Source organism: Streptosporangium sp. NPDC049644 (assembly GCF_040675205.1).
Taxonomy (GTDB): Bacteria; Actinomycetota; Actinomycetes; order Streptosporangiales; family Streptosporangiaceae; genus Streptosporangium; species Streptosporangium fukuiense.
Genome location: NZ_JBFAOJ010000021.1, coordinates 101,488 through 115,390 on the forward strand (window position 1 = coordinate 101,488; position 13,903 = coordinate 115,390).

General features: G+C 65.6%; 14 protein-coding genes and 1 tRNA gene. 9 read left to right on the forward strand and 6 right to left on the reverse strand.

Annotated elements, in window-relative coordinates; translation table 11 throughout:
- Window positions 1-71 precede the first annotated feature (71 nt).
- Complete coding sequence (gene aceE / locus AB0J58_RS15175; protein WP_364215337.1) at window positions 72-2,819, reverse strand: pyruvate dehydrogenase (acetyl-transferring), homodimeric type; 2,748 nt, start codon at window positions 2,817-2,819, stop codon at window positions 72-74.
- Between the two features lie 479 nt (window positions 2,820-3,298).
- Between aceE and AB0J58_RS15180 the strand changes: the two genes are divergently transcribed.
- From AB0J58_RS15180 to AB0J58_RS15205, 6 genes are all read left to right on the forward strand, one after another.
- Window positions 3,299-3,706: a secondary thiamine-phosphate synthase enzyme YjbQ gene (locus tag AB0J58_RS15180; RefSeq protein ID WP_364215340.1), complete on the forward strand. Its 408-nt coding sequence runs from the start codon at window positions 3,299-3,301 to the stop codon at window positions 3,704-3,706.
- 123 nt (window positions 3,707-3,829) lie between these two features.
- Window positions 3,830-4,258 (forward strand): DUF3052 domain-containing protein, encoded by a 429-nt coding sequence (locus AB0J58_RS15185; protein ID WP_030920118.1) that lies wholly within the window; start codon window positions 3,830-3,832, stop codon window positions 4,256-4,258.
- 82 nt (window positions 4,259-4,340) lie between these two features.
- A complete protein-coding gene (locus tag AB0J58_RS15190) occupies window positions 4,341-4,799 on the forward strand; it encodes a peroxiredoxin (protein ID WP_343967724.1) in 459 nt (152 codons plus the stop codon).
- Window positions 4,800-4,861: 62 nt separating this feature from the next.
- Window positions 4,862-5,173, forward strand: a complete 312-nt coding sequence (locus AB0J58_RS15195) for a hypothetical protein (protein ID WP_343967726.1) — start codon at window positions 4,862-4,864, stop codon at window positions 5,171-5,173.
- 196 nt (window positions 5,174-5,369) lie between these two features.
- Entirely contained in the window at window positions 5,370-6,326 is a 957-nt protein-coding gene (locus tag AB0J58_RS15200; RefSeq protein ID WP_364215344.1) for an ROK family protein, read from the forward strand.
- Between the two features lie 33 nt (window positions 6,327-6,359).
- Window positions 6,360-6,434, forward strand: a tRNA-Val gene (locus AB0J58_RS15205).
- Between the two features lie 56 nt (window positions 6,435-6,490).
- Here AB0J58_RS15205 and AB0J58_RS15210 read toward each other — a convergent pair.
- The 3 genes from AB0J58_RS15210 to AB0J58_RS15220 are packed head-to-tail and all read right to left on the reverse strand — an operon-like array spanning window position 6,491 to window position 9,353.
- Window positions 6,491-7,654, reverse strand: a complete 1,164-nt coding sequence (locus tag AB0J58_RS15210) for a site-specific integrase (protein WP_364215347.1) — start codon at window positions 7,652-7,654, stop codon at window positions 6,491-6,493.
- A complete protein-coding gene (locus AB0J58_RS15215; protein ID WP_364215350.1) occupies window positions 7,651-7,857 on the reverse strand; it encodes a helix-turn-helix domain-containing protein in 207 nt (68 codons plus the stop codon). The genes AB0J58_RS15210 and AB0J58_RS15215 overlap by 4 nt, the downstream gene beginning before the upstream one ends.
- Entirely contained in the window at window positions 7,854-9,353 is a 1,500-nt protein-coding gene (locus AB0J58_RS15220; protein WP_364215353.1) for a replication initiator, read from the reverse strand. Before AB0J58_RS15220 ends, AB0J58_RS15215 begins: the two co-directional genes overlap by 4 nt.
- A 125-nt stretch (window positions 9,354-9,478) precedes the next feature.
- Between AB0J58_RS15220 and AB0J58_RS15225 the strand changes: the two genes are divergently transcribed.
- Window positions 9,479-10,321, forward strand: coding sequence for a GntR family transcriptional regulator (locus AB0J58_RS15225; RefSeq protein WP_364215356.1), 843 nt, complete (start codon window positions 9,479-9,481; stop codon window positions 10,319-10,321).
- A gap of 291 nt (window positions 10,322-10,612) precedes the next feature.
- Here AB0J58_RS15225 and AB0J58_RS15230 read toward each other — a convergent pair whose 3' ends face one another.
- Together AB0J58_RS15230 and AB0J58_RS15235 are read right to left on the reverse strand one after the other, a co-directional pair.
- Window positions 10,613-11,089, reverse strand: coding sequence for a hypothetical protein (locus tag AB0J58_RS15230; RefSeq protein ID WP_364215359.1), 477 nt, complete (start codon window positions 11,087-11,089; stop codon window positions 10,613-10,615).
- A 729-nt stretch (window positions 11,090-11,818) separates the two neighbouring features.
- Window positions 11,819-12,157, reverse strand: coding sequence for a hypothetical protein (locus tag AB0J58_RS15235; RefSeq protein ID WP_364215362.1), 339 nt, complete (start codon window positions 12,155-12,157; stop codon window positions 11,819-11,821).
- A 527-nt stretch (window positions 12,158-12,684) separates the two neighbouring features.
- Between AB0J58_RS15235 and AB0J58_RS15240 the strand changes: the two genes are divergently transcribed.
- Window positions 12,685-13,260, forward strand: coding sequence for a hypothetical protein (locus AB0J58_RS15240; protein WP_364215365.1), 576 nt, complete (start codon window positions 12,685-12,687; stop codon window positions 13,258-13,260).
- Window positions 13,261-13,444: 184 nt separating this feature from the next.
- On the forward strand, window positions 13,445-13,828 hold the full coding sequence (locus AB0J58_RS15245; protein ID WP_364215368.1) for a hypothetical protein: 384 nt from the start codon (window positions 13,445-13,447) through the stop codon (window positions 13,826-13,828).
- Window positions 13,829-13,903: the final 75 nt, after the last annotated feature.

The window sequence follows — 13,903 nt, forward strand, 5'->3', positions numbered from 1 at the left end:
TTCGCCGGGGGAAGCGATTCCACCCTAACCGGGCGGGCCCCCATGGAAAAGGAGAACCCGCCCGGAAAGGATCACACGCCCATGGACTGGGTGTCGTTGCTCTCGGCGCCCCCTGCCTCGGTCACGCCGTTCTTCAGGTGGTACATGGAGATGGCGTCGCCCAGCACCTCGGGGTCGAGCTCACCGCGCTCGACCAGCTGGGTGAGCACGGCCAGGGTGATCGAGGCCGCGTCCACGTGGAAGTGGCGGCGCAGCGCCGACCGGGTGTCCGACAGGCCGAAGCCGTCGGTGCCGAGCGAGCTCCAGTCACCGGGAACCCACTGGGCGATCTGGTCCTGGACCGCCCGCATGTAGTCGCTCACGCCCACGAACGGCCCCTGGGCCTTCGACAGCGCCTGCGTGACGTACGGCACGCGCTTGTCCGCCTCGGGGTTGAGCAGGTTGTGCTCCTCGGCGGCGAGCGCCTCGCGGCGCAGCTCCGTCCAGGAGGTGGCCGACCAGACCTCGGCCGCCACGCCCCAGTCCTCGGCCAGCATCCGCTGGGCCTCCACGGCCCACGGCCCGGCCACGCCGGACGCCAGGATGTTGGCCTTCGGGCCCGAGACGGCCGGAGCAGGGGCGAACCTGTACAGACCCTTGAGCAGGCCCGCCACGTCCAGGTCCGCGGGCTCGGCGGGCTGGAGGTAGGGCTCGTTGTAGACGGTCAGGTAGTAGAAGACGTTCTCCGGCTGCTCGCCGTACATCCTCCGCAGGCCGTCCTTGACGATGTGGGCCACCTCGAACCCCCACGACGGGTCGTACGAGACCGCCGCCGGGTTCGTCGAGGCGATCAGCGGGGTGTGGCCGTCCTCGTGCTGCAGGCCCTCGCCGTTCAGCGTGGTGCGGCCGGCGGTGGCGCCGAGCAGGAAGCCGCGGCCCATCTGGTCGGCGAACTGCCACATCTGGTCGGCGGTGCGCTGCCAGCCGAACATCGAGTAGAAGATGTAGATCGGGATCATGTGCTCGCCGTGCGTGGCGTACGACGAGCCGACCGCGATCGTGGAGGCCATCGAGCCCGACTCGCTGATGCCCTCGTGCAGGATCTGGCCCTCGGTCGACTCCTTGTACGACAGCAGCAGCTCGCGGTCGACCGCCTCGTAGGTCTGACCGTGCGGCGAGTAGATCTTCGCCGTCGGGAAGATCGCGTCGAGACCGAAGGTGCGCGCCTCGTCAGGGATGATCGGCACGAACCGGTGGCCGATCTCCTTGTCGCGCATGAGGTCCTTGAGCAGGCGGACGAACGCCATGGTGGTGGCGACGTTCTGCTTGCCGGAGCCCTTCTTCAGCTGCGCGTACGCGGCGTCGCCGGGAAGCTTGACCGGCTTGGCCCGCATCACACGCTTGGGCAGGAAACCGCCCAGGGCCGCGCGCCGCTCCTTCATGTACTGGATCTCGGGGTCGTTCTCGCCCGGGTGGAAGTACGGGGGGAGGTCGGCCTCGAGAGCGGAGTCGGGGATCGGCAGGTAGAGCCGGTCGCGGAACTCCTTCAGGTCGGCCTTGGACAGCTTCTTCATCTGGTGCGTCGCGTTGCGCGCCTCGAAGTCCTTGCCGAGGGTCCAGCCCTTGATGGTCTGGGCGAGGATGACGGTCGGCTGGCCGACGTGCTCGCGGGCCGACTTGTAGGCCGCGTACACCTTGCGGTAGTCGTGGCCGCCGCGCGACAGCTTGCGGATGTCCTCGTCCGACAGGTGCTCGACCATCTTGCGCAGGCGCGGGTCGTCACCGAAGAAGTTCTCGCGAATGTACTCGCCGGTCTCGACGGAGTAGGTCTGGAACTGGCCGTCGGGGACGGTGTTCATCTTGTTGACCAGCACGCCGTCGACGTCGGCCGCCAGCAGCGGATCCCAGTCGCGGCCCCAGACGACCTTGATGACGTTCCAGCCGGCGCCGCGGAAGTAGGACTCCAGCTCCTGGATGATCTTTCCGTTGCCGCGTACCGGGCCGTCGAGACGCTGCAGGTTGCAGTTGATGACGAAGGTGAGGTTGTCGAGCTCCTCACGGGCCGCCAGGCCGATCGCGCCGAGCGACTCGGGCTCGTCCATCTCGCCGTCACCGAGGTAGCACCAGACGTGGCTCCGGCTGGTGTCCTTGATCTTCCGGTTCAGCAGGTAGCGGTTGAACCGGGCCTGGTAGATCGCCCCGATCGGCCCGAGACCCATGGAGACAGTGGGGAACTCCCAGAAGTCGGGCATCAGGCGGGGGTGCGGATAGGAGGGCAGGCCCTTGAAACCGTGCGAGAGCTCCTGGCGGAAGGCGTCGAGCTGGGCCTCGTTGAGGCGGCCCTCAAGGAAGGCGCGGGCGTAGATGCCAGGCGCGGCGTGGCCCTGGAAGAAGACCTGGTCTCCGGACTCGCCGTGGTCCTTGCCGCGGAAGAAGTGGTTGAAACCCACCTCGTAGAGCGACGCGGCCGAGGCGTAGGTGGCGATGTGCCCGCCGACGTTGGTGCGGGCGTTGGCCCGGGTCACCATGACCGCCGCGTTCCAGCGCGTGTAGGCGCGAATCCGGCGCTCGACGTACTCGTCGCCCGGGAACCAGGGCTCACGCTCCGGCGGGATGGTGTTGATGTAGTCGGTACTACGCAGGCCGGGCACGCCGACCTGGTGCTCGCGGGCCCGTTCCAACAGCCGAAGCATCAGGTAACGAGCACGAGTGCGACCTTCCGTCTTGATGACGTTGTCGAGCGACTCGAGCCACTCCTGGGTCTCACTGGGGTCGACATCAGGAAGCTGGCTGGGTAGGCCGTCGCTGATGATCGAGAAACGCTGGCGTCCGGAAGCCACTGGGTCTCGCCTTCCGAGGATGGACTTTTGTCTGGTGTAGGTCGTCTTCCATCCTGGTCGCTTACCCCGGAAAGTGCATCTCTACTTACCGGTAACCAGGAGATCCCTGCTGGCAGGGGTACATAAGTGGCCTAGACCACCGATGGTAGGACGAATTGCCGTCAAAGGTTACATCGAGGTTCCCTCTTTTTTACAGGTCCCCTCCCTGTGAATCCGGATCCCGCCGTCCGGCGGGATCCGGAGCCCTCACGAGGGGAGGGCTCCCAGGGCGGGGAGGAGCGACTGAAACCTTGCATATGTGTAACGAGTGGCCCTCCCTCATAGTGCCCTCCGCGCCCCTTTCATACGCCCATGGAGCGCTGGAGCGTCCCGTATAAGGTGATCTACCCGGCACGGGCGCGTGACGGATGGGGCACCTGATGCGCTCCGCGCCGGGTGCGGTCGTCATCGCAGCTCACGATGGATCGTAGGATCGGTATGTGAGATCTCAGACGATCGAGGTGGTAACGGGTTCCCGGGAACGGGTGCACGACATCACCTCCGAGTGCGAGAGCTTCGTCCGGTCATGCGGGGGCGACGGTCTGTTGAACGTCTTCGTGCCCCACGCGACCGCCGGGGTCGCGCTGCTGGAGCTGGGCTCAGGCAGTGACGACGATCTGCTCGCGGCGCTGGAGGCCATGCTTCCCGCCGATGACAGATGGAGGCATGCGCACGGCTCAAGAGGGCATGGACGGTCGCATGTCATGCCCGCCCTCATTCCGCCGTACGCCACCGTCCCGGTCCTGTCGGGACGGCTCGCGCTGGGAACCTGGCAGTCCATCGCCGTGGTGGATCTCAACGTCGACAATCTGGAACGCCAGGTCCGTTTGTCATTTTTGTCGGACTAATTCATACGTAGCCCAGTCGTTGCCGTGGCGACCGTTGACGACTAAGGGTCACAGCGTGTGGACTGTGCCGAAGCACTTTGAGCACCGTGTGATTGCGGGGCCATCCAAGCAGGAGGGACAAACGTGAGCGCGACCGCGGGTCAGGCCCAGGGCGAACGCGGCCTGGCCGAACGACTCGGCCTCAAGCAGGGTCAGGTGGTGCAGGAAGTCGGATGGGACGAGGACGCTGACGACGATCTGCGCGACTCCGTCGAGGAGCTGACCGGTAACGAGCTGGTCGATGAAGACTTCGAGGACGTCGTCGACGTCGTGCTGCTCTGGTGGCGTGACGGTGACGGTGATCTGTTCGACGCCCTGAGCAGCGTGGTGACCAACCTCACCGATGGTGGCCAGATCTGGCTGCTCACTCCCAAAGCCGGCCGGGACGGGCACGTGGAGCCGAGCGACATCGGGGAAGACGCCACCACTGCGGGTCTCTCGCAGACCAGCAGCATCAGTGCGGCCCCCGACTGGTCGGGGACGCGTCTGGCGACGCCCAAGGCGCGCCGCTAAGGGTCCGCCCTGCCGTACGGCTCGCGTGAGCCGTACGGCAGGATGATGACGCATGCCTCATGCGACGAAAGGAACCCCGGCCATGGCGATCGAGGTGGGGACCCGGGCTCCGGGCTTCGAGCTGAGTGACCAGCACGGCACCCCGGTCAAGCTTTCCGACCACCGGGGCAAAAAGATCGTGCTGATCTTCTATCCTCTCGCGTTCACCGGCGTCTGCGGCGGCGAACTCGACGCCCTCCGCGACGAGTTCATGGCCGACATGCCCGAGGACGTTGAAGTTCTCACCATCTCGGTTGACTCCATCTTCGCTCACCGTGCGTGGGCGGATCAGAAGGGCTACACCTTCCCGCTGCTCTCCGACTTCTGGCCGCACGGACAGGTCGCGCGGGCGTACGGTGTGTTCGATGAGGAGAAGGGCATCGCTGAGCGCGGGACCTTCGTCATCGACGGCGAGGGCGTGGTCCGCTGGCGTGTCGTGAATCCGATTTCACAGGCCCGCGACATCGCCGAGTACCGCAAGGTGCTCGCCGAACTTCCCTAAGCGGTGATCCGGCGACCGCCCGTTCGCGCGGCGCCCGCCGGTCCGACCTCTCGGAGGCGATCATGCCCTGCTTCTCCTGCGGGGCCAGGCAGACCGACCCGATCCGTGGTGCCAGCCCGTGGACGCGCGGGGTGTGCGACGAGACGCAGGTGCTGATCTGCCCGGACTGCCGGCGCACCCATGAAGTCGAGCTCGACACGTGCTCCTCATGCGGCTCCGTCGCGCTCATCTGCCGGCTCGGCGAGGTGGAGTGCCGCTCCTGCGGCTCGGTGCGGCTCGCCCGTGCCGACGGCCGACCGGCCGTCGCCTGCGCCCCGGGCCTGGCCGACGAGGTGGAGGCCGCCCTGGCCAGGGTGCTGCGCCGGGTCCCCTGAGGGGCCGTTTTCGCCCGGGGACTACGCGTACGTGGTGTTCGAGACCGGGACTCAGGTCCCCGTAAGTCGCGTATGAGGCCGTGGCCGGATTTTCTGGTGGATCCTCGCCATAGCGGTGGATCTCCCTCATCCGCGCGCGTACGCCGTGCGCTAGGGTCGGGCTCGGTCCCGCTCCTTCGAGCCGCTGGATGGGTGCATGAGCTCCTTCGTTGTTGCCCTTGACGTCGGTGGAACGTCAATGAAGGGCGGCCTCGTCACCCGTTCCGGCGAGATCATCCGCACCGACCGCCGCGCGACCCCGCGGGATCGGGGCCCGGCCGCCGTCGTCGCGACGATCCGATCGTTCATCGACGACCTCGCCACCGCGGGCGGCGGCGCCCCCGCGGGTGTCGGACTCGCGGTACCCGGCCTGGTCACCGCGGATGCGGCTCTCTACTCCGCGAACATCGGCTGGAGGGACGTCCCCGCGACGGATTTCGTCCCGCTCGACGTCCCCGTCATGCTCGGCCACGACGTCCGCACCGGAGGCCTCGCGGAGAGCGTCCTCGGGGCCGGTCGCGAGCTCTCCGACTTCCTGTTCCTGCCCATCGGCACCGGCATCGCGGGCGCTGTGATCCTGCACGGCGAGCCGTACGGCGGGAACACCGGCTGGGGCGGCGAGATCGGCCACATCCCGGTCTTCCCGGAGGGCGAGCCGTGTGCCTGCGGTCAGATCGGCTGCCTGGAGACCTACGCCTCCGCCTCCGCGGTAGCACGTCGCTACTCCACCCGCGCCACCTCATCCGCCGCTCCCGTCACCGCCGAGCAGGTCGCAGCCCTGACCGCCTCCGGAGATCCTCTCGCCATGGAGATCTGGGACGAGGCGGTCGAGGCGCTGTCCCTGGCCCTGGCCAGCTACACGCTCCTGCTGGACCCCTCGGCCATCGTCCTCGGCGGCGGCCTCGCCGAGGCGGGTTCCCTCCTCTCCGTCCCGCTGGCCGAGCGCCTTGGCAAACGCCTCGCCTTCCGCGACGCACCACCTCTGCGTCAGGCCGCTCTCGGCATGTCGGCCGGCATGCTCGGCGCCGCCCTCCTCGGCTGGCGCGCCGCCGGTTTCGCCGACGCGGGGATCACCTGGTCTCCCGATGTGCTGAAAACCCCTCGGGTGGCGTAAGGTGTTGTCCCGTCTGTCCAACGGGATTACCCCGGGCGCTTAGCTCAGCGGTAGAGCGCTCGCCTTACAAGCGAGATGTCACTGGTTCGAACCCAGTAGTGCCCACCAGCCAAAACGCCCCGTTCCTGATCTTCAGGACGGGGCGTGAGTGACTAATTGGGTGACTAACTCCCGAAGATGTCGTCCATGGCCTCCGCACCCTGCATGAGCACCGGCCGGATCTGCTTCCTGTAGACCGTCTCCGTGACCACCGTGCTCCGGTGGCCGACGAGCCGTGAGATGTCCTCGATGGGGACGCCGGAGTCGGAGAGCAGCGAGACGAAGCTGTGCCGCATCTCGCGGGGAGTCCAGTCGGTGCCACGGAGTCCCGCCTTCTCAATGATCTTCCGTACGTCGCGGCGCACGTTGCCCGCGCTCATCGGGGTGCCCTTCGACGTACAGAACACGAGGCCCGCTTCTGTCCCCGCCTTCTCCTGCTCTTCCCGGAGCGTCCGCAGCGCGTCCACGCATCGCCGAGGGAGCTTGAGAGAACGGCGCGACTTGACGGTCTTGGTGTCTCCCTTCTGCCGCACGGACCGCCACACATAGATCGCGAACTGCTCGTTCTCCCAGCCCGTCTCAGTAACCGGCAACCACGCCTTGCGCTCTTCATCGAACGCGACGACGTGAGACCACAGGAGCGCGCGGAGTTCCTCCGTACGGGCACCGATCAGCAGCGAGAGCACCACGTACGCTCGCATGCGCGGGTTGGCCTGCTCAGCCAGGGCGATGATGGAGCCGGCCTGCGCGAGCGTGAGCGCCTTGGAGGCACGGCCCTCACGCCCCTCCGGGATCTCGCAGAGATCGACCACGTTCCGCTTCACCTTGTCGCGGCGCATGGCGCTCTTCACCGACCGGTTGAGGATGCCGTGGATCAGCTTGAGAGAACGGGTGCTCAGCTCACCCGTCTTGCTCGCAAGCCAACGGTCGACGTCCTCCACCGACAGGTCACGCAGCTTGCGCGCTCCCACCGCGGGGATCACGTGGTTGTCGGCGAACGTGGTGTACATCTTCACCGTGGTCGCCGAGCGCCCGCCCAGGCCATGTTGCAACCAGTACTTCACGGCGTCGGCCACCGTGTAATGGGCCGGAGCGATGGCCAGGCCGTCGTCATAGTCGCGGATGATCTCTTTGAGCTTGTCCTTCGCCTCTGTCTTGCTCTTGCCGCTGGCCTTCTTGACGATGCGCTTTCCGGCAGGGGTGTAGCCGACCGTCACCGAGGCGATCCAGCGCTCTCGCTGCTCGTCCCAGTGCAGGCCGCCGTCTCCTCGGCTGCGTCGTGCGGTCATGATGCCCTCGCTTCCCGTTCGAGTAGAGCGATGTAGTCGGAGATGGCCGAGGCCGGGATGAGCCGGGTACGGCCCTGGGTGACGGAGCGCAGACGGCCCGCCCTGATCTGCTCGTAGATCACGCTGCGACTCATGCTGAGCAGGTGCATGACGTCGCATATGCGGTAGAGCCGCCGTTCGCCGGGCGGTCCGGGTGCTGTCACCCGCCCTCCCGTTCGGCGGCGATCTTTCGAGCGGTAGCGACCTTCTGGCGGATGTGCTCGGCCATGATCGCCTCACCGGGGGAGTAGCCCGATCCGGCGAACCGCCAGTGACCGAGTACGAGAGTCGTCTCGTCACCGAGGGCCGGGAGCCCGTGCCGCTCGCGTGCTTCGGTGGCCCTGTGCGTGGTGCGCACCTGCCGGAGATCGCCGAGGGTGGTAGAGTAGCGGCGCGACTTGGTGGAGAAGTGGCCCCGAAATCCCAGCATGTGTGCCCAAGGCCGCAGCCGTAGAGCCTTGTACTCAGGACGTGCGCCCAGTTCCCAGCAGGTGCGGATCATCCGCCGGGCATGCTCGCTGACCGGGAGCGTGTCCAGGTGCAGCCCTGGCTTCAAGCCCGTCCCGTGGCAGCGACCGCAGGACGCCATCAGGCTCAACCGCCCCCGACCGCCGCACGCCGGGCACGACAGCCGATGATCGACGGTGCCGGAGGCTTCGGCACCCTTCGTCGCGTATTTGGCGATGTAGCCGGCCACCGCTCGTTCACTGAGCCCGTCCGCCGTCTGGTCGAGCAGGATGGGCCGGATGTCGAGCTGATCGCCCCAGACCAGATCCCACCGGCCGAGATCACTCGGGGGAGAGGCGACCGTGACCCGCTGGACCGCCGGAGGGATGGCCCGGCTGAGCAGGTCGTGATCGGCCCAGCCCGGAGGAACCTCGCTTCCGCCGCCCGGACCGTCGAGCCTGACGATGGCGTGGAAGTGCACCAGGCCGCGCCGCTGGTACTCGGCGACCTTGGCGAACGACACCCGGACCCGCTTGGCGAACTCCCGACGGCTCAGCCCCGCCTCGCTGGCGAGGGTACGCCGCACTTCCAGAGTGAAGCGATGCCACAGCGCGCCCGCGTGCGCCTGCCAGAGCACCGCGCCCACGTAGTCGTAACACCGGTCGCAGATGGGTTGCCCGAGCCGTCCGTCTCCCGGCTCGTGGCGAGCATGGCAGCCGACCGGATGCCCGTGCTCACAGACCTTGTCCCGCTTACGGGGACGGCAGGCTCGCAGCGTCCCGTTCTTCTCCCGCCGCGTGTGCACCGGTCCGAAGGAGGGAGCGGTGAGCGTGACGAACGCCCGAGGATGCCCGCTCACCTCCTGCGGGACACCCTTGCCGCCGGACAGGCCCGCACGGATCAACTGGAAGGTGTCGGCCCGGTAGACCTCCGAGCAGGCCGGACACACCGAGGCCCGCCGGTTGCCGCAGGCCACCAGCAGATGCCCGGACGGTTCATCCGTCGTGCGGTAGTTGTACAGCACCTCACCGCTGGTCGCGTTGACGATCAGCGACTCGCCCGCCAGGTGCACCGGGTGGGCGCATCCTCCGGTCGCCGCGACCATCGAGCGCCATCGGTCGTAGCCCGGATCGTTGATCACCCGTGCGAGATCGACCAGCCATTCCGGCTGCTGGTCGGCGGTGTGGTGCTGTGGTTCCTCCTTGCTGTTCATGACGTCCTCCTTCGCTCGCTCCCGACAGGTACTCCAACACGTGCTACGTCTTGGCCCATGTGGACATGGTAAACAACACGTGCTACCTCTTGTAAAGAGCAAACGTGGAAGAAGGAGAACTCGGCATGACCGACGAGAAGGGCGCCGCCCGGTGGCGAATCATCGCCGACCTCTTGCGTTCCGACGTGGTGCAAGACCACTACCAGCCAGGACAGGCACTCCCCGGCGAAGCGTTCCTCGCTTCTGAGTACGCCACCTCACGCCCGACGATCCGCAAGGCCATCGCCCAGCTCGTCGGCGAAGGACTGCTCACCGTCGCCCACGGCAGAGGCACCTTCGTTCGCCCCACCCCTGACCGCCGCCTGATCCTCATGGGCGGCTCAGAGCGCGAAGATCTGCTCAGCCCCACGTACGACCCCGCCAAGCAGGGATGGGAACACGTCACCGTCGCCAGCGAGGCCGAACGCACCGCAGGCCGCGTCACTCCCAACTCGGCGCTGTTCATGACCATCGAGGGCAGCAAAGCCGATGTCCTGGGCGTGCGCCGAGGCCGCATGGGTGTCTACCGCTACGCCTACTGGCAGCACACCAAGACCCGCGCCCGCATCCACCTGTGCTCCTACCTCCTGGCCGACCAGGTCGCCACGATCACTGGTGAAGGCAGAGGTATGGAGATCGACTCTGAGATCGAACCCGAGGACTACTACGTCCACCTGGAGCGAACCCACGGGCCACTGCGCTGGATCACCTCGGTTCACACCCAGATGCCCTACGGCGAGACCTACGAGGACCTCAACATGGAGCCCATCGGCACACCCTTGTTGCTGGTTCGCCGGCTGATGCTCAGCAAGGACGGCCGCCCGCTGGAGTTCACCGAGATCGAGGCCCCCGGCGACCGCTTCGAAGCCGCAGCAGCCAGTGAGCATGACCAGGCCGGATCAGACGGACAGGTGTCACTCAGGGTGTAGTGGGCTCAGAGTTTCTTTACTGGTTTAAAGGCGAGCCGCCTTCGGCGCCTCGCCGTGCGTCGGGCGGTCGCTGGCCGCGCTGCGGCTCTCCGGCCGGTCGCGGCCGCGCCGCCCACGCACCTACCTAATTAGTTGCAGCGAGAAAGCTGAACAAGTATCGGGTCGGATCAACGCCACTTACCCCTCTACTCCATACCGCGAGTTGACGGATGCGCAACAATGGTATGGCGAATCCTGCCTATGAATTCTCCTCGATCGTCTCTTCGAGAGAGCTATGCAACAAGCGGAGGCTCAACTCAGGGGAGCAAGATCAACAAGTATGAGCGAAGAAGATACTGCTTGATCCGCCAGAGCTGCATCCCGCAATGGCTGCTCCAAGGGTCCATACGCGTCTAGGCCATCGAGCGAATCGAAAGAAATTGCTATGTGGCCCCATTTATGTGACTCTAGGACCTCATTGGCGCGTTCAGCCCAGCCGAGCTGACGTAAGCGTTCGTATGCGATATTGCGAGATTCTTCATAAGTAGGGGATCCGACGTCCATCAGTAAGATTTCGTCAATCTGGGTCGAACCCTCCCAGGTCCAGTCCGACTGGACCTGGAGTACCACTCTGCCCACACTGCGCACTTCTTCGACGGCGGCAGGGTCCACCTTGAACGTCTCATGGAAAAAGAGACGGCCGCAGCCGGAGAGCGAGATTAATGCAGATAGGACGACGAGCGCAAACTTGATTAATGTGGCCGTGCACTTATAGTTGAAGTTACTCACGGGTCACTCCGGTATCCTAACCTGCCATGTGGTCAGTGGGGGTGCCAGGATACTGAGGGTCTTCGCCATCGATCTAGATGCAAATTTCCGTGAGGATTGATAAGCGCTGGCCTTGAAGGCTGACAGGGTTTTTGTTCGCATCGAGGTGGTCAGGGCCGTGACGATCGCAGACTTCGGTTCTCACCGACCGGGGCTGGGGCGATCGACGCCGAAGCCCTCCTTCGTCGGGCCCCGGCACCGGGTGACCGTGGCTGAGGCGACAGCAGCACTGACAGCAACGTCCCCACACGCCGACGCATCCGTGCCACCGCACACACGCGCCTGACCACGGCCTTGATCAGTCGAGCAGGGTGATTAGTCCGCCTGAAAAGCGGACGGTCGTATTCCTGTCTGCTGAAGGCGCGGCGACATGGGTCCCTCCAGATCCCGCGCCGCCACGCCCGTTCTACCGGGCTCTTCCGGACAGCAGGGCCATCCAGATCGCCCGAGCCTCATTGATTGGCCAGGGAAGGGTCTCTTGGACCTGATGGCCGCTGTCGAGTTGAATGGTTCGCCGGACAAACGCCCGACCGGCGCCCTCGTACAGTTCGTAGACCGTGGCACGGCACCAACAGGTCCAGGTCACCGAGCGTGCCCGCTCAAGTGTCGGGTAGGGCTGCTGCCAGTCCAGTCGGATGTGATCTCGCTGAGGCATTGCCACGTGTGGGCTCAGGCACTCATCGAGCAGAATCACGACGTGCGCTCCGCGACGTCTCCACACTGATAGGCCGCCTTGAGGAGCTCTTCGTACCGTTGGGCGACGTAGTGGGCGACGGTGATCGGGTTGTCCACGCCGTGGACCAGGTACAGGCGGCGGCCCGTTTTCGTCGAGGTCTTTCCCGTCCACCAGCGGTAGGCACGTCCGTCCGTCCAGACCAGGAGGTCGGTCCAGACGGAGACCAGGGCGACACCGTGGCCCTCGTGGATGTCGGCCGAGACGCCGCAGTGTTCGAGGCCGATGCGTAGGCGCTCAGCAGCCAGGGCCGCCGGGCATCGTTGAGGCAGCCCTTTCCCGTCGAGAGTGCTCATGCCTCCAGCCCCTCCTGGTCGCGGAGCTGCTGGGCGAGTTCGGTGACGTCGTCGGCGTCGATTGTCCGGTAGAGGCCCTTATTTATCTCTTCGTTGGTGAGGTGTCGGCCATTCCGGGTTGCCCACAAACGACCCGCAGAACTACGCCAAATACACCATCCGGGAAATGCTGCCTGGAGGTCTTCCAGAATCACGGGTGTTGACATGGAGTAAGCGTCATTCCATTTGAGTGACGAACCCACCGCGTTCCAGAGACGTCCAGGACGTTTCAAAGTTAGAGTCGAAAACGTCCTTGACGTCCTCACTCCCCGAGGTGCACCGTGGCCAACGTCCCCTTACGCCGCGCCATGCTCGATGCGAAGCTGAGCAACCAGAACCTGGCGGATCGCTGCGAAGTGGATGTTAAGACGGTGGAACGCTGGTTACAGGATGAGGCGCGAGTCCCGCACCTCCGGCACCAGTTGGCCGCCGCTGAGGCATTAGGAGTTGATACGTCCGTGTTGTGGCCAGAGGCTATCCGTAACACCGTGAAGACCGGCCCGGATCGAGAAGTTCTGACCGTCTATCCGTACCGGTCTGCGTGCCCCAAGTCGATCTGGCGCAACCTGATCACCTCGGCCCGAAACGAGATCGTCTTCGCCGGGTACACCAACTATTTCCTGTGGCTGGAGCACCCTAACCTCGCCAAGGTCCTCAAGCGCAAGGCCGAGCAGGGGTGCAAGATCCGGTTCCTGATCGGTGACCCGGACAGCGAGGTCACCCGCCGCAGGGAGGAAGTGGAGAACGTCCCGCTGACGGTCTCCACCCGCATCCGGATCACCCTCTCGGAGATCGAGCAGGTTCGGAACGTGCCCGGCATCGAGGCGAGGTTCGGAGACGAGCACATCGCGATGAGCGTCTTCCGCTTCGACTCCGAGATGCTCGTGACGCCGCACCTGGCCAAGCTGGTCGGCCACGACTCGCCGATGATGCACCTGCGCCGCTACCAGGACGACGGCCTGTTCGATCGGTTCGGCTACCACGCCTCAGAGTTGTGGAGCAACGGCCGGGACGTCTGGGCGGAGGAGCCAAAGGACCGCGAGGGAAGTGCGAGTTCCGGGTAACCAGCTCAGTGACACGACTGCGGACAGGTGTGAACAACCACGGATCACGGGAAACCAGAGCCACCAGTCAGAACCGGTATCGATTCTGGTCAGGCGCGGGTTGCGTCCACGGACATGACCTACTTAGAAGACTGTAGTTCCGCACACAATGGGTGCGGACGAAGAATGCGTAGTCGGGAGACCAGTGGATTGGGCAAACATTCAGCATGACCCCACGAGGTGTGCCGACCAGGTCGACGCCGCCTTTGATCGAGGCGATCCTCTGGTCGGAGTGGCCGTGATTGGGTTGTCCCTGTGTCACGACGATGCCAAGGTCATCGCTCCCCGGGCTCGCAGAGCCATCGCCTCCGGCAAGCAGGAGCTTCGCTGCCAGGGGTTGACCGCCGTGTCGCACATGGTCCGCCGTACCGGTGAGATCGACGACGTGACATTGGAAACCCTTCGGCTGCTTCTGCGTGACCCCGACCCCGTGATTCGCGAGTACGCAGGCGACAGCGTCGTCGCCGATGTGTGGATCTTCGTCCCGCATTCCCGTCTACCGGGTTGGTTACTGAGGTTGAACTCGTGACGTCGTGAGTGGCTATGCCGGTGTGAGGGCCAGGCCGGTTCCCGCGAGGCAGCCATCAATGAGGTCGCTGCGGTA